This is a genomic window from Geodermatophilus sp. SYSU D00766, assembly GCF_054049915.1.
On the sequence record NZ_JBJGYI010000003.1, the window covers coordinates 246,068 to 260,546 of the forward strand.

Genomic DNA, 14,479 nt, shown 5'->3' on the forward strand with positions numbered 1-14,479 from the left:
GCGGTGGGCGGACGGCGCGGACGGCGTCCGCACGGGCGAGGCAGAGGGAGCCTTCCGCACGTCTGCGCCGCCAGGACGTGCAGGAAGCTCCCCGTGCCTCGGACGGGGCCCCCGCTACACCGCCGACGGGTGAGACCGGATCGCGGTGACCAGCGGGCAGCCGGCCTCCCCGAACTCCTCGACGACGAACCCGAACTGCACCAGCAGCGCGGTCAGCGTCTGGTTCATCGTGCGCTGCACGGCGGTGTCCAGCGCGGCGCCGCGTACCTGCTGCACGGCCATCCGGTCGTGCTGGCGCCAGCTGACCAGGATCCCGCCGTACAGCGGCTCCGGGGTCAGGCACACCCCGCCCGCCGGCACCTCGCCGCGGTCGGCGCCCGAGCAGTCGTGCAGCGGCAGCCCCGCCTCGACCAGCGCCGCGGTCACCTCGACGACCAGCGTGGTCAGCGCGTCCTCGTCGGTGAGCAGCTCGTCCCAGTCGTCGGCGAGTCGGTCGAGCTGCTCCCCGAGCTCGGTGAGCCACGCCCGGTCCTGCACCGACGGGCGCCGGGCGACCGTGCCGTCCGTGCGCAGGGTGCCGTGGACGGCGCGGGCGTCGCCCTCGAGCCCGCAGGACAGCGCCGTCCACTCGGCCTCGACCCGGTCGTCGAACGGGCCGGCCAGCGCCGCGGGGGCCGCCGGGTCGCTCTCGGTGTCGACGAGCCACCACGCCGCCGGCGTACCCGCGTCGGCGAGCCGCCGGCCCGCGGGGTGGGCGGACGGTGCCGGGTGCGGCGCGAGACCCACGGCGGTGCGGGCCTGCAGCGCCACCTCCGCGCCGTCCCCGGCCGGGCCGCCGGGGACCGGCACCGGGACGTCGGCGAGGACGGCGGCGACCTCAGCGCCGGCGTCGGCGGGCAGCGGCGCGGGCGCCGGCTGCTGGGGACGCACGCGGTTGCGCTCGAACTCGTAGCGCGCGGTGGAGGCGCGGCCGAGCGCGACGACCACGCCGGCCATCGCGACGAACCCCAGGACCGCGACCAGGGGCCAGAGGAGGACCGGCTCGTTCACCAGGCGCACCAGGAGCGCTGCGGGCCGGAGCCCCAGTCGGCGGCCCGGCGGACCCAGGCCCGGACGACGGCGACGGCCTCGCGCGGGCTGCGCGCGGTGTCGGGTGCGCCGAGGGGTGAGCTGTCGGGGGCGTCGTCGGCCGGGTCGTCGGCGGCCTCGAGGCCCAGCAGGGTGACGAGGTCGGCGATGCCCAGCCCGTCCTCGCCGCGTGCGGCCGGGGCGAGCGGGGACGGTGCCGGTGGTGCGGGCGCGCTCACGATGGGTTCCTCCCGTGCGGACGTCCCGGCCGGGGAAGTGCCGGTGACGGGACGAGCATCGGGCCCGCGGGCCCCCGACACGGCCCGCCGGCGGCACCTGCGGCGGCGGCGTCACGTGATCGTTGTGTCCGCCCTGCTCAGGGGCCGGTCACCCGCCGTTGCGGGCACCGTCTTGTCGACTCGCCGTCGGCTCCCCCGCGTGGCGCGGTCCGCGAGCCGTGCGGTCGTTCCGGAGCGGCCACGGGAGGGGCGGCGTGTCGCGCGTCGTGCCGGCCCGGCCGAGCCTCCCACGGCCGGCGGACGCGGGCGCACCGGCCCCGGGAACGCCACAGGGACGCCGTCGGTGTCGACGGCGTCCCTGTGGACGTGCGGTGTGGTCTGTGGGTGCGCCGGCCGCTCAGTCGGCGTAGCGGACGATGGAGCCGCCGGCGTCCCCGCCGAGCGGGGTGACCTCGAGGCCGCGCAGCCAGAGGACGTCGGCCAGCGCGCGGTTCATGACCGCCTGGATGGAGATGTCGGCGACCAGGCCGTGGACCTGCTCGACGCTCATCCGGTCGTGCTGCCGCCAGCCGACGACGACACCGTCGAGACCGGGCTCGGCGCTCACGCACGCGCCGCCGAGCGCGGTGCCGGAGCCGGTGGCGTCCCACAGCGGCAGGCCGGCCTCGGTGAGCGCCGCGGCGACCTCGACGACGAGGGTGGCCAGCGGGTCGTCGTCGGCGAGGGCGGCGTCCCAGTCCTCGGGCAGCCGGTCGAGCTGGTCGCCGAGGTGGGCCAGCCACGCCATCTCCTGCGGGGAGGGCCGGCGGTGCAGCCCGCCGTCGGGCCGGCGCAGCCCGTACACCGGGCGCAGGCTGGCGCCCTCGTCGACCGCGTGCCCGGCCGCGGCCCACGCCGCGCCGGCGCGGTCGGGGAAGGGACCGTCGACCAGCCGGCCGGGCCCGAACCCGTCCTCGCTCACCAACCACCAGCCCAGGCGTGCCTCGCCGTCGAGCCGGACCTCACTGCTGCGCAGAACCACCGTGTCCACCGTTCGTCCCGTCCATGGGGCCGTCGAGGGGAAGTGCGACGGCGACCGCGACCACCGGGGGGAGGCGGTGCGGATGACAGGACGGTAGGGGCGCGGGACCGGTGTCCCACCGCCGCGGACGACCCGCGGGACACGGCGTTCCCGGATCGTTGCGAAGGCGCCGGCCCGGGCCGCTGACCTGCCTTTCCAACCGCCCACAAGTCGACCGTTCCGCGCCGGGCGGAGCGTGGGGATGTGCCGAAACCGCACGACGACCCCGGTTCGGCTCAACCCCCGGCGCGTCCCGGCGACCGCGACCCGGCGGGGCCGGGTGGACGGCAGGCGGGCCGCTGCGCAGGATGGCGCTGCGCGGCCGTACCGAGCGGTACCGGCCCGGGGGCACACGGGAGGCGGCGGGGATGGCAGTGGTGTCGACGGCGCGCAGCGGGGTCCGCTGGGCGGCGACGCACGGGGTGATGCGGCTGGCGATCCGGGCCCGGGCCCGCGCCGGCAACGCCGACGCCGAGGTGCTGCGCGACCCCGCCGTCCGGGAGGACCCGTTCGCGCACTACGAGCGGCTGCGCACCCCCGCCCCCCTGGTCGGCGGCGCGTTCTCCAAGGTCAGCGTCCACCACGCCGTCTGCACCGAGGTGCTGCGCAGCGGCGACTTCGGGCAGATCGGCGGGTCGCGCACCGAGGGCCTGCCGCCGGTGCTGCGGACGGCGCTCCGGCTGGCCGGCCCGCGGCCCAGCGTCGGGCCGATCGACCCGCCGTCGATGCTCGCCGTCGACCCGCCCGAGCACACCCGCTACCGCCGGCTGGTCAGCCGCGCCTTCAGCGCCCGCGCCGTCGCCCGGCTGCGGGAGCGCACCCGCGCCATTGCCGAGGAGCTGCTCGACGACCTCGAGAGCGAGGCCGCGGCCGGCGGGCAGGTCGACCTCGTCGCCCGCTACGCGAGCCTGCTGCCGGTCACCGTCATCTCCGAGGTGCTCGGCGTGCCGGTGTCGATGCGCGAGCAGTTCCTCACCTGGGCCGACGGCGCCACCCCGAGCCTGGACATGGGCCTGGGCTGGCGCACCTTCCGCGAGGTCGAGCGCAACCTCGCCGAGCTCGACACCTGGTTCCGCGGACACCTGCGGCGGCTGCGCCGCGATCCCGGGGACGACCTGCTGTCCGCGCTGGTCACGGCGGCCGACGACGACGGCGGCGCGCTCACCGAGCAGGAGCTCCTGGCCACCGCGGCGCTGGTCTTCGGCGCCGGCTTCGAGACCACGGTCAACCTGGTGAGCAACGGCGCGGCGCTGCTGTTCGCCTCCCCCGACCAGCGCCGCCTGCTGGCCGCGGACCCGTCGCTGTGGCCCAACGCCGTCGACGAGGTGCTGCGGGTGGAGTCGCCGGTGCAGCGGACCGGGCGGCGGGCGCTGCGCGACACCACGGTCGCCGGTGTCCCGGTCCGCGAGGGCGACCTGGTGATCCTGGTGCTGGCCGCGGCCAACCGCGACCCGCTGGTCTTCCCCGACCCGCACACCTTCGACGTCACCCGCCCCAACGCCCGTGACCACGTGGCGTTCTCCAGCGGCATCCACTTCTGCCTGGGCGCGGCGCTGGCACGGATGGAGGGCGAGGTGGCGCTGCGGGCGCTGTTCGAGCGGTTCCCCGACCTCGCCCCCGCCGGCCCGTCGACCCGCCGAGGCACCGTCATCCTGCGCGGCCACGCCACGCTGCCGGTGGTCCTGGGCCCGGCCGCCCCGGCGCCGGCCCGCGGCCGCCCGCACGTCCCCGCCTGACACCGCGGGCCCGACCCTCCCCGTCCCCGGCCGATCTGCGCGAGGATGCGGGCCGACGACGCCCGATCGGAGGACCGCCGTGACCGACAGCCAACCGCGGGTCGTCGACCACCCCGAGGCCTCCCGCTTCGAGGTGCTCGTGGACGGCGAGGTCGCCGGGTACGCCGAGTACCGGCGGACGCCGTCGGCGGTGTCGTTCACCCACACCGTGGTCGAGCCGGCGTTCGAGGGACGGGGGCTCGGGTCGGTGCTGGCCCGGGGTGCCCTCGACGCCGTCCGCGCCTCGGGAGCGCAGGTGCTCCCGTTCTGCCCGTTCATCCGCGCCTACGTCAGGCGCCACCCCGACTACCTCGACCTGGTCCCGGCCCGCCGCCGGGCGCAGTTCGGGCTGCCCGCCGACCAGCCGACCGCCGACCCCGAGGGGACGCCCCGATGACCCAGACCCGCGACCTGACGGCGCTGGAGGCCGAGCGCGCCCGCATCCGCGACGCGCACCTGCGGCCCGCCGGGCAGCGCCCGGCCTCCACCGCGCGCGGCCTGCACCACACGGCGCTGATCAGCAGCGACGTGGAGCGGACGATCCGCTTCTACCAGGACGTCCTCGGCTTCCCCCTCACCGAGCTGATCGAGAACCGCGACTACCCCGGCTCCTCGCACTTCTTCTTCGACATCGGCAACGGCAACCTCGTCGCGTTCTTCGACTTCCCCGGCCTGGACGTGGGCCCCTACGCCGAGGTGCTCGGCGGGCTGCACCACATGGCGATCAGCGTCGAACCCGAGCGCTGGCAGGAGCTGGTTCAGCGGCTCACCGACGCCGGCGTGCCGCACGAGGTGCACAGCGGCGTCTCGGTCTACTTCCGCGACCCCGACGGCGCCCGCATCGAGCTCATCTCCGACCCGCTCGGCGAGATGTACGGCTCGACGGTGCTCTGACCCTCACACGGCGACCGGGGAGGGCGCGGGGACGGTCGGGAAGGACCGGTCGCCGAAGAGCACGAGGCGGGCCGCGGCGCGCCCCGGCGGCGTGCGCAGCAGGGTGAACGCCGCCGTCGCCGTCGCGGGCGTGCGCACCCGGGCCAGCCCGCGGCGCAGCGCGAGCCTGCCCCGGAAACGGGCGCGCAGGGCGGCGCCGTCGTAGTGCGCCAGCGCGTCGGGCCGCCCGGTGCGCAGCGCGTCGTCGAGGACGTCGACGGCGTGGTCCGACAGCCGCAGGCAGGGGTCGAGGCCGCCGGCGGTGAGGGGGGAGACCGCGCCCGCGGCGTCCCCGACCAGCAGCCCGTCGGCGCAGGAGATCCGGCGCAGCAGCCCGCCGACGGGGATCGGGCCCCCGCGCCGCTCGACGTCGTCGGCGAGGGCCAGCCCGGGCGCCACCCGCGGCGCCACCGCGCGGAAGCGGTCGAGGGCCCGGCGCAGGCCGTCGGGGAAGCGGTCGGCGTACCCGGCGACGCCCACGTGGGCGTGCCGGCCGTCGTCGACCACCCAGGCCAGGTAGCCGGGCGCGAGCGGCGGGTCGAGGACGCAGTGGAAGGCCGGCGGGCCCCCGCCGCCGGCGAGCGGGAAGACCTCCTCGGCGCCGACGAGCAGGTGGGTGTTGCGGTCGAGGCCGAGGTCGGCGGCCACCCGGGAGCGGGCCCCGTCGGCGCCGACGAGGAAGCGGGCGCGCACCCGGACGGGGCCGCCGGGGCCGGTGAGGAGGGCCGCGCCGTCGTGCCGGCCGGCGTACCGGGTGCCGAGGGCGGTGCGCACGCCCGCGTCGGCGGCGTCGCGGGCGGCGGCCTCGTACAGCGCGCCCATGTCGCCGACCCGGAACTCGTCGCGGTCGCTGTCGAGGACCACCGGGCGGTCGAGCCCCGGCGGGTGGAGCACCACGCGCCGGATCGGCGGGCCGAGGTGCTGGGCGGGCAGCGGGAAGTCGTCGAGCGTCTTGCGGACGAAGATGCCCGTGGTGCGGACGGCGCCGGCCAGCCGGGTCCGCCGGTCGACCAGCAGCACGTCGTGCCCGCGCCGGGCGAGCCGGGTGGCGGTGTGCAGCCCGGCCAGCCCGGCGCCGACCACCAGGACGTCGGCGTTCACCGGACGTCGTCCCGGACCGTGCGCAGCCAGCCCAGCAGGAGCGCGCCGCCGGCCCAGGCCAGCAGCACGGTGACCGCGGCCTGCCGGGTGGTCCCCTGCCCGTCCTCGCCCAGCAGCAGGGAGACGGCGCCGGTGCCGGGCAGCGCCTCGGCCACCGCCGTCGCCCAGGCCCAGCCGGCGTTGCCCAGCAGCAGCGGGAGCACCAGCACGAGGAGGAACACGCCGACGAGCGCCCCGGCGGTGCTGCGCAGCAGCGCGCCCAGCCCGACCGCGAGCGCCGCCCCGGCCGCCACGACGAGCGCCACGGTGCCCAGCACCCGGACGCCGTCGGCGGCGGGCAGGTCGAGCCGGCCCCCGGAGGCGAGGGCGGCCGTGCCCGCGGAGGCGGCGGCGAGGACGACGCCGAGGGCGGTCGCCGACAGCACCGCCACGGCCGCCCGCGCGGTGGACAGCACGCCGCGCCGCGGCGTCCACTGCAGGGTCGGCACGATCCCGCCGGTGCCGTGGTCGGCGGTCACGGCGGTGAGGGCCAGCCCGAGCAGGGCGAACTGCGCGGGCACCACCGCGGCCGAGGCCACCCGCCAGGCGGGCTCCTGCGAGGCGCCGGCGGGCTCCCCCGCCACCTCGGTGCCGACCAGGGCACCGACGCCGAGCAGGACCACGGTGGCGGCCAGCAGGAACCACCAGCTCGTGCGCACCGTCCACAGGCGGGTCCACTCGGCGGCGCAGGTGCGCCCCAGGACGCGCGGGGTGGACACGGGACCGGCTCCCCGGGCCGGGACCGCCGTCACCGGGCCGCTCCGGCCGGCACCGGGTCGCTCCCGGCGTACTCCACGCTCCCGGCGGTCAGCGCCAGGTAGGCCTCCTCCAGCGACTGCCGCACCTCGGACAGGTGGTGCAGCGGGGCACCGGCGGCCGCGGCGACCTCGCCGACGTCCTCGGCCCCGAGGCCCTCGACCCGCAGCTCGTGCGCGTCGACGCGCTCGACGGCCGCCCCGCGTGCGGCGAGCCCGGCCAGGAGGAGGTCCGGCCGGGCGCAGCGCACCCGGACCCGGCGGCTCCCCAGCCCGCGCAGGAGCTCCGCCGTCGTCGTGTCGGCGACGAGGCGGCCGCGGCCGACGACCACCAGCCGGTCGGCGGTCTGCTCCACCTCGCCGAGCAGGTGGCTGGAGACCAGCACGGTGCGGCCCTCGTCGGCCAGGCGGCGCAGCAGCCCGCGGATCCAGCGGACGCCGTCGAGGTCGAGGCCGTTGACCGGCTCGTCGAACAGCAGCACGCCGGGGTCGCCGAGCAGCGCGGCGGCGATGCCGAGGCGCTGGCGCATGCCGAGGGAGTAGCCGCCGATCCGGCGGCGCGCCGCGGCGCCCAGCCCGGCCTGCTCGACCACCTCGTCGACGCGGCGCAGGGGGATGCCGTTGCTCCGGGCGGCCACGCGCAGGTGGGCGCGTCCGGTGCGCCCGGGGTGCACCGCGCCGGGGTCGAGCAGCGCGCCGACCTCGCGCAGCGGCTCGCCGAGCGTGGCGTACGGCCGCCCGCCGACCAGCGCCGTCCCCGCCGTCGGCCGGTCCAGCCCGAGGACGGCCCGCATCGTCGTGGACTTGCCGGCGCCATTGGGCCCGAGGAAGCCGGTGACCTTCCCCGGCTCGACGTCGAAGCTCAGGTCGTCGACGGCGAGGACCCGGCCGTAGCGCTTCGTGAGACCGCGGACGGTGATCACCGGTGCGCCTCCTGCGGGGACTGCGCGGCGTCCTGCTCGTCGGGGACCCACTCGAGCAGGTCGCCGGGCTGGCAGCCGAGCACCCGGCACATGGCCTCGAGGGTGCTGAAGCGGACCGCCTTGGCGCGGCCGTTCTTGAGCACGGCGACGTTGGCCGGGGTGAGCCCGACGCGCTCGGCGAACTCCCCCACGCTCATCTTGCGGCGGGCCAGCTCGACGTCGATGCGGACGACGATGGGCATCAGATGACCGCTTCCATGTCGGTCCGCAGCGTGGTCGCCTGCCGCAGCAGGGCGCGCATCACCACCATGAGCAGCCCCACCACGGCGCCCACGAGCAGCAGCACCAGCAGGATCGCGAACAGCGCCGCATCGTCGCTGACCCCGTCGACGATGAAGTAGTACGTGCCGACGAAGGTCCCCAGGAGCCCTCCCCAGCCGGCGACCACCGCCCACACGATCCCGTTGACCCACGGCAGGGCGGCCTCGCTGAAGATGCGGTCCCGGGTGACCAGCGTCAGCAGCTGCCAGGTGCACACGACGACGGCCTGCACGCACAGCAGCGCGAGCACCGCCGCGGCGGTCATCGCCGACTGCACGAGCGACTGCTCCAGCGACGGGTCGGCCAGGTCCGGGACCATCCGCGGCACCGCCCACACCTGGGCGGCCAGCAGGGCTCCGAACACCACCACGAGCAGGACCCGGAGGGGCAGCACCACCCGGTGCACGATCGACATGCATCGACTCTCGGGGAGGATCTATCGACAGTCAATAGCTCGCGTGGGTGTGTCGCGTCCCCGGACGGCCTACCGTGCCGTCGTGCTCACCCTCCTGCGCCGGCCGTTCACCGAGGCCGAGGCGGCCGGGGTCGCGGACTGGGCCCACCCGCCGCCCTTCGACCTCTACGACTCCGGCCCCCGCTCCGCCGGGCTGTTCCTGGCCCGGGCCGCCGACGGCTCCGGCCACCACCCCGCCGTCGACGGGGACGGCCGGGTGCTCGCCTTCGCGGTGGTCGGGCCCGAGGCGCGGGTGCGCGGCCAGGAGCCGGCGCCCGGGACCGTCGACGTCGGCATGGGCGTCCACCCGGCCGTCACGATCCGAGGGCTCGGCACCCACCTGGTCGGGCAGGTGGTGCGCCTGGCCCGCGACCTCGGGGCGACGACGGCGGTGCGCGCCGCCGTCGCGACCTTCAACGAGCGGTCGCTCGCGCTGTGCCGTTCGGCCGGGTTCCGCGCGGTTCGCGACTCCCCCGGCCCCGGCGACCGCCCGTTCCGCGAGCTCGTGCTCGACCTGGACGGGAGCGGACGGCGGCCCGCGACCGATCCGGTTCCGGGCGGACCGAGGGCGCACTAGGGTCCCGCCGTGGACGGGACCCCGCCGCAGGTGCGCAGACCGTGGGTGCGGTGGGCGCTGGTCGCGGCCGCTCTCCTCGCCGCCCTCGCGGTCGTCGTGGCCCTCGCGGCCGGCACCGACCAGGACGACGCCGACCCGTCCGCGGAGTCGTCGGCGGACAGCAGCCCGTCCGTCGCGCCGACGCCGTCCGGGGGCGAGGCCCCGCCCGGCGCGCAGGTCGGCGACGTCACCGAGGAGCTGCGGACCGCCGCCGGGGGCGCGGTGTGGGGTGCGGCCGTCGTCTCCGCCGAGCGGACCCAGCCCGACCGGGTCGAGATCCGGACGGTCATCACCGACCCCGGGAGCCCGGAGGCGCAGCAGGCGATCGCCGTGTGCGAGGGGGCGGTCGGCTGGCTCGAGGGGCAGGGCGTGACCGACCCGTACGTCGACGTGCAGGGGGCCGACGGCACCGGTCTGGTGCGCCACGGCGACCCGGCGAGGGCCGACGAGGAGTGCACCGCGTACTGAGCGATTAGGGCAGGCTAACCTCACCGGGTGTTCACGAGCCTGCCGCGTCCCGCCCGCCTCGCCGTCCCCCTCGCCGTCCTGGTCCTGTCCGGGGGGCTGACCGCCTGCGGCGGTTCGGAGGACGACACCGCGTCCGCCGCCGGCCCGTCGTCCTCGTCGGGCGCCTTCCCGCTGACCATCGAGCACCGGTTCGGCACCACCGAGATCCCCGCGGAGCCGCAGCGCGTGGTCACCGTCGGCTTCAACGACCAGGACTTCGTGCTCGCCCTGGGCGTGACCCCGGTCGGCGAGCGCGAGCTCCTCGGCGACTACGACGCCACTGCCCGCCCCTGGGCGCAGGACCTCCTCCCGGCGGAGGACATCCCGACCGTGGGCAGCGACGAGATCGACCTCGAGGCGGTCGCCGCCCTGGAGCCCGACCTGATCGTGGGCGTGTACTCCTTCATGGACCAGGCGGTCTACGAGCAGCTGTCCGGGATCGCGCCGACGCTCGCGCAGACCGACGAGTACGCCGACGGCGCCACCCCGTGGCAGGAGCAGACCCTGCTCACCGGCCGGGCGCTCGGCCGGGAGGACGAGGCGCAGCAGCTCGTCGACGACGTCGAGGGCCGGTTCCGGCAGGCGGTCGAGGACAACCCCGACTTCGCCGGCAGCTCGGCCGCCGTGGACCTGACCGGCGTCGGGTCGGGCCACTACCTGCTCGGCGGGGACGACCTGCGCACCCAGTTCTTCACCGACCTGGGCTTCACCGTCCCCGACACCAGCACCGACGTCAGCCAGGAGCGGCTGGACCTGCTGGAGGCCGACGTGCTGGCGGTGAACGGCTACGACCGGGACGACGCCGACGCCGACACGCTGCTGTCCGCCCTCGACGTGGTGACCGAGGACCGCACGGTGCTGCTCGGCGGCTACTCCGGCGACGTGTCCGCCGCCCTCGGCTTCGGCAGCCCGCTGTCGCTGCCCTACCTGCTCGACGAGGTCGTGCCGGCCCTGGCCGCTGCCGCCGACGGCGACCCGTCCACCGAGGTCCCGGCGCTCGGCTGAGCGGGATCGGCACGGCCCGCTCGGTCCGCGCCGCAGAGCACCACGCGCTCACGGTGGGCCCCGTGGGGATCGAACCCACAACCCGCGGATTAAAAGTCCGCTGCTCTGCCAGTTGAGCTAGAGGCCCGGCGCCGTCAAGTCTCCCAGACCGGGGCGGCGGTCACTGACGGGTCACAGCACGTCGAGGACCAGCAGGACGACGATCGTCAGCACCGCGGAGACGAGCAGGGACCCGAGACAGCCCAGCCGGTTCGAGAAGAAGAAGAACACCCGGCCGGGGTGCCCCCGCGGGCCGGATCGGAACCCTCCGTCGCCGTGGTCGCCACCCGGACGGGGAGGTGCACTCCTCCGGGGGATCGCCGCCCCCGTCGCCGACTACCTACGGTCACCACCAGTGCGGCGCCGGACGGCGAGACCGCACGCCAGACCCCGGTCCGGCCGCCCCGTTCCCCCCGGGCCGGCCGGACCGGTCCCATGTGGGGGCCGGTCAGCAGGCGGCCTCCGTCAGCGCGAACAGCGTGTCGCGCTGCGCCTGGTCCAGCGGCAGGTCCACGGTCACCTCGTCCTCGCCGTCGACCTGCACGCCGAGCACGAACAGGTACGGCTGCTTGGTCTCGGCCAGCGCGTGGGGGTCGCAGCGCGCCGTCGTGAACGTCAGCCCGACCTCGCGGCTCGCCTCCCCCTCGCCCAGCGTCACCGGCAGGTCGGCCTCGACGTCGTAGAGCACGTTGCCCTCGAGGCGGGTGAGGGTCACCGCGCGGTCGTCGTCGCCCCCGCGGTCCATCGCCAGCGTCCCGGTGACGGTGTCGCCCTCGAGGGTCAGGCCGGTCACGGTGACGCCGGCGACGGCGAGCACCGCGCGCGCGGCGCACGCGTCGGCGTGGATGCGGGTGAGGTCCGCGGCGGCCAGCGGCACGCGCAGCACCTCGGTGCGGCCGTCGGGACGGACGACGGTCAACCGGGCGGCCGCGGGCTCGGCGGCGGTGTCGCACACCGCCTCCCCGAAGGGGGCGGGCAGGTCGACGGTGCGCCCGGGCGTGAACGCCGCGGTCACGGCCCGGTCGGGCAGCGGCGCGAACCCGGGCGAGTCGATCGCGACGGAGGTGACCGTGAACGGCTCGCTGCCGGTGTCGGTCACCCGCACCTGCACCTGGCCGCCGATCGCCACGTCGGTGCGCAGCTGTACGGCGACCGCCTCGATGCCGGTCACCGGCGGCACCGCCGGACCCGAGGACAGCACGGCCGACGACGGAGCCGACGACGGAGCCGACGACGGCGATGACGACGGAGCGGTCGACGACGCCGCCGGGGCACCGCCGCACGCGGCACACAGCAGCACGACCAGCGCGGTCGCCGTCCGCCTCATGCCGCGCAGGGTAGGCGGACGACGGGCCTCACTGGTGGCGCGAGGGCAGCCGCGCCAGCACGTGCCCGGCGTCCATCCGCACCTCGAGCTTCTCCTGCGGGTTGGCCGCCGGCCCGCGGCGGGGCTCGCCGTTGTCCAGGTCGAAGGCGGAGTCGTGCCAGGGGCAGACCAGGCAGGCGTGCCCGCGCACCTCCTCGACGCTGCCCTCGTACAGCGGCCCGGACAGGTGCGAGCAGGCCCCGACGAAGACGTCGACGCGCCCTCCCCGGCGGACGGCGGCGAGCGGGACGGACACGCCGCTGCCGTTGCCGGTGCGCAGCGCCGGCCGGCCCTCGGGCAGGTCGTCGAGCGGGCCGAGGTCGATCCAGTCGGAGGTGAGCGCCCGGGCGGCGGTCGCCGCGTGCGAGGCGCCCGAGGACTGCGCGTAGGACATGTGCCCGCCGATGGCCGCCGAGCCGCTGGCGACGCCGAGGCCGGTGTAGGACAGCACCCGGCCCAGCGTGCCCCGGCCCCTGGCCCGGGCGACCAGCGAGCCCACGTAGAGCCCGAGCGCGACGGTGTTGGCCGCCGCGTGCACCGCGCCCAGCCGCCGGACGCCGATCTCCTGCTCCGACCAGTCCGCCGCGCCCGACAGCGCAGCGGGCACCGACACCGCGACGCCGGTGCCGATGAGCACCGTGGCGGCCGGCCGCAGCGGCGGGATGGCGTCGAGCAGCCCGGCGGAGGCCCAGCTGCCCACCGGCACCTGCACGAGCACCGGGTGCAGCGGGTGGCCCAGCCAGGTGCCGTGGAGGACGTCCTTGAGCGCTCCCGGCTTCAGCACCGCCTGCACGGCCGAGCGGGCCGGCTCGATGACCCGGTCGAAGGTGCTCACGTCGGCGAGGCGGTCGAGGAAACCCATCAGGCTCATGCGCGGCTCCCTACCCCCGGCGCGCCGCCGTGATGCCGGGCGGGACGCGCCCGGGACCAGGATGGACGCGGCCGGCGTGACGTGATCGACACGCCTCGGGGGGAGTGTCGGCGCGTATACCGCTGGCCCTCAGGTAACTGTCAGGGGCACCCTTCACCCTGACCGCACCAGACCACACACCGCCCGGACGAGGAGCGCCCGTGACCTGCCCGTCATCGCTGCACCGTCCGGAGGCGGTCGGCGAGCTGGGCGCGCTGGTGCGCTCCGACCGGGTGGTCGGCCAGTTCTCGCGGTTCGTCTTCGTCGGCGGCGTCTCCAGCGCCGTCTACGCGCTCGTGTACTGGCTGCTCAACGGCCTGGGCGACGTCCCCGCCAACGTCGTCGGCTCGGTGCTGTCGTCGATGCTGGCCAACGAGATGCACCGGCGGATCAGCTTCCACGCCGGCCAGTACGTCGGCTTCTGGACCGCCCAGTGGGAGGGCGGTGCGCTGGCCGCGCTCGGCCTGGTCGCCACCAGCCTGGCGCTGAGCTGGTTCAACGCGGTGGTCGACGACCCCGCCGTCCTCACCGAGATCCTGGTCATCGGCCTGGTCACGGCCACCATCGGCACCCTGCGCTTCATCGCCCTGCGCTGGGTGTTCCGCCCCCGCCCCGCCTGATCCCCGCCTGCGTGTTTGACATGCGGGTGGGTCGGGGCAGACTCGGTCCTGATGGTTGAACACGCAACCATCAATACCGGACCGTCCGGATACGCAGACAGGGGGAAACCCGTGGCCAGGATCGCCGTCGTCTACTACTCCTCCACCGGCAACGTGCACCAGCTCGCCTCCGCGCTGGCCGACGGAGCCCGGGAGGCCGGTGCGGAGGTCCGGCTCCGCCGGGTCCCCGAGCTGGCGCCCGAGGAGGCCATCGACTCCAACCCGCTGTGGCGCGCGCACGTCGACGCGACCGCCGGCGAGGTGCAGGAGGCCACCCCCGCCGACCTGGAGTGGGCCGACGGGTACGCCCTCGGCACGCCCACCCGCTTCGGGACGCCGGCCTCCCAGATGAAGCAGTTCATCGACACGCTCGGCGGACTGTGGTTCACCGGCAAGCTCGCCGACAAGGGCGCGACCGCGTTCACCAGCGCGCAGAACGTCCACGGCGGCAACGAGACGACGATCCTCACGCTGTTCAACGTCTTCTCGCACTTCGGCGCCGTCATCGTCCCGCCGGGCTACACCGACCCGGTGCTGTTCGAGGCCGGCGGCAACCCGTACGGCGTGTCCAACGCCTCCGGCGGGAAGTCCGCGACGGTGACCGACGCCGAGCGGGCCGCGGCGCGCTACCAGGGCCGCCGGCTGGCCGAGGTGACGGCGAAGCTCGTCGCCTGAGCGGCGGGTCCCGCCGGGATCAGGTGACCTGATC

18 protein-coding genes and 1 tRNA gene are annotated in these 14,479 nt (G+C 76.4%); 8 read left to right on the top strand and 11 right to left on the bottom strand.

Features of this window, described 5'->3' with window-relative positions; all coding sequences use genetic code 11:
* Nucleotides 1-114: 114 nt before the first annotated feature.
* The 3 genes from ACI8AD_RS04785 to ACI8AD_RS04795 all read right to left on the bottom strand — a co-directional run bounded on the left by ACI8AD_RS04785 (nt 115) and on the right by ACI8AD_RS04795 (nt 2,337).
* Nucleotides 115-1,050 (bottom strand): hypothetical protein, encoded by a 936-nt coding sequence (locus ACI8AD_RS04785; RefSeq protein WP_456869386.1) that lies wholly within the window; start codon nt 1,048-1,050, stop codon nt 115-117.
* The gene (locus ACI8AD_RS04790; RefSeq protein ID WP_456869387.1) at nt 1,047-1,307 is read right to left on the bottom strand and encodes a hypothetical protein; all 261 of its coding nucleotides are present in this window, start codon (nt 1,305-1,307) and stop codon (nt 1,047-1,049) included. The genes ACI8AD_RS04785 and ACI8AD_RS04790 overlap by 4 nt, the downstream gene beginning before the upstream one ends.
* Before the next feature lie 397 nt (nt 1,308-1,704).
* Nucleotides 1,705-2,337, bottom strand: coding sequence for a hypothetical protein (locus ACI8AD_RS04795; protein WP_456869388.1), 633 nt, complete (start codon nt 2,335-2,337; stop codon nt 1,705-1,707).
* Nucleotides 2,338-2,735: 398 nt separating this feature from the next.
* Between ACI8AD_RS04795 and ACI8AD_RS04800 the strand changes: the two genes are divergently transcribed.
* The 3 genes from ACI8AD_RS04800 to ACI8AD_RS04810 all read left to right on the top strand — a co-directional run bounded on the left by ACI8AD_RS04800 (nt 2,736) and on the right by ACI8AD_RS04810 (nt 5,036).
* Nucleotides 2,736-4,103: a cytochrome P450 gene (locus ACI8AD_RS04800; RefSeq protein ID WP_456869389.1), complete on the top strand. Its 1,368-nt coding sequence runs from the start codon at nt 2,736-2,738 to the stop codon at nt 4,101-4,103.
* A 79-nt stretch (nt 4,104-4,182) separates the two neighbouring features.
* The gene (locus ACI8AD_RS04805; RefSeq protein ID WP_456869390.1) at nt 4,183-4,539 is read left to right on the top strand and encodes a GNAT family N-acetyltransferase; all 357 of its coding nucleotides are present in this window, start codon (nt 4,183-4,185) and stop codon (nt 4,537-4,539) included.
* Nucleotides 4,536-5,036, top strand: coding sequence for a VOC family protein (locus tag ACI8AD_RS04810; protein ID WP_456869391.1), 501 nt, complete (start codon nt 4,536-4,538; stop codon nt 5,034-5,036). Before ACI8AD_RS04805 ends, ACI8AD_RS04810 begins: the two co-directional genes overlap by 4 nt.
* A 3-nt stretch (nt 5,037-5,039) precedes the next feature.
* Here ACI8AD_RS04810 and ACI8AD_RS04815 read toward each other — a convergent pair whose 3' ends face one another.
* The 5 genes from ACI8AD_RS04815 to ACI8AD_RS04835 are packed head-to-tail and all read right to left on the bottom strand — an operon-like array spanning nt 5,040 to nt 8,629.
* Nucleotides 5,040-6,176, bottom strand: a complete 1,137-nt coding sequence (locus ACI8AD_RS04815; protein ID WP_456869392.1) for an FAD-dependent oxidoreductase — start codon at nt 6,174-6,176, stop codon at nt 5,040-5,042.
* Nucleotides 6,173-6,934, bottom strand: a complete 762-nt coding sequence (locus tag ACI8AD_RS04820; RefSeq protein ID WP_456869393.1) for a hypothetical protein — start codon at nt 6,932-6,934, stop codon at nt 6,173-6,175. The genes ACI8AD_RS04815 and ACI8AD_RS04820 overlap by 4 nt, the downstream gene beginning before the upstream one ends.
* Before the next feature lie 29 nt (nt 6,935-6,963).
* Nucleotides 6,964-7,893 (bottom strand): ABC transporter ATP-binding protein, encoded by a 930-nt coding sequence (locus ACI8AD_RS04825; RefSeq protein WP_456869394.1) that lies wholly within the window; start codon nt 7,891-7,893, stop codon nt 6,964-6,966.
* A complete protein-coding gene (locus tag ACI8AD_RS04830; RefSeq protein ID WP_456869395.1) occupies nt 7,890-8,135 on the bottom strand; it encodes a helix-turn-helix domain-containing protein in 246 nt (81 codons plus the stop codon). The genes ACI8AD_RS04825 and ACI8AD_RS04830 overlap by 4 nt, the downstream gene beginning before the upstream one ends.
* The gene (locus ACI8AD_RS04835; protein ID WP_456869396.1) at nt 8,135-8,629 is read right to left on the bottom strand and encodes a DUF2975 domain-containing protein; all 495 of its coding nucleotides are present in this window, start codon (nt 8,627-8,629) and stop codon (nt 8,135-8,137) included. The genes ACI8AD_RS04830 and ACI8AD_RS04835 overlap by 1 nt, the downstream gene beginning before the upstream one ends.
* Nucleotides 8,630-8,711: 82 nt before the next feature.
* Between ACI8AD_RS04835 and ACI8AD_RS04840 the strand changes: the two genes are divergently transcribed.
* Genes ACI8AD_RS04840 through ACI8AD_RS04850 form a run of 3 tightly spaced genes read left to right on the top strand, consistent with a single transcriptional unit; the run spans nt 8,712 to nt 10,796 of the window.
* The gene (locus tag ACI8AD_RS04840; RefSeq protein ID WP_456869397.1) at nt 8,712-9,245 is read left to right on the top strand and encodes an N-acetyltransferase family protein; all 534 of its coding nucleotides are present in this window, start codon (nt 8,712-8,714) and stop codon (nt 9,243-9,245) included.
* Between the two features lie 9 nt (nt 9,246-9,254).
* Nucleotides 9,255-9,752 carry a hypothetical protein gene (locus tag ACI8AD_RS04845; protein ID WP_456869398.1) on the top strand — a complete coding sequence of 166 codons (498 nt, stop codon included), beginning with the start codon at nt 9,255-9,257 and terminating at the stop codon, nt 9,750-9,752.
* Between the two features lie 27 nt (nt 9,753-9,779).
* Nucleotides 9,780-10,796: an ABC transporter substrate-binding protein gene (locus ACI8AD_RS04850; protein WP_456869399.1), complete on the top strand. Its 1,017-nt coding sequence runs from the start codon at nt 9,780-9,782 to the stop codon at nt 10,794-10,796.
* A 54-nt stretch (nt 10,797-10,850) separates the two neighbouring features.
* Here the strand turns inward: ACI8AD_RS04850 and ACI8AD_RS04855 are convergent.
* The 3 genes from ACI8AD_RS04855 to ACI8AD_RS04865 form a co-directional block, all read right to left on the bottom strand.
* Nucleotides 10,851-10,923, bottom strand: a tRNA-Lys gene (locus ACI8AD_RS04855).
* A 360-nt stretch (nt 10,924-11,283) separates the two neighbouring features.
* Nucleotides 11,284-12,162, bottom strand: a complete 879-nt coding sequence (locus tag ACI8AD_RS04860) for a hypothetical protein (protein ID WP_456869400.1) — start codon at nt 12,160-12,162, stop codon at nt 11,284-11,286.
* A 28-nt stretch (nt 12,163-12,190) separates the two neighbouring features.
* Complete coding sequence (locus tag ACI8AD_RS04865) at nt 12,191-13,072, bottom strand: Rieske 2Fe-2S domain-containing protein (RefSeq protein WP_456869401.1); 882 nt, start codon at nt 13,070-13,072, stop codon at nt 12,191-12,193.
* Between the two features lie 200 nt (nt 13,073-13,272).
* Here ACI8AD_RS04865 and ACI8AD_RS04870 point away from each other — a divergent pair, with 200 nt between their 5' ends.
* A complete protein-coding gene (locus tag ACI8AD_RS04870; protein ID WP_456869402.1) occupies nt 13,273-13,731 on the top strand; it encodes a GtrA family protein in 459 nt (152 codons plus the stop codon).
* 111 nt (nt 13,732-13,842) lie between these two features.
* A complete protein-coding gene (gene wrbA, locus ACI8AD_RS04875) occupies nt 13,843-14,445 on the top strand; it encodes an NAD(P)H:quinone oxidoreductase (RefSeq protein WP_456869403.1) in 603 nt (200 codons plus the stop codon).
* Nucleotides 14,446-14,479: the final 34 nt, after the last annotated feature.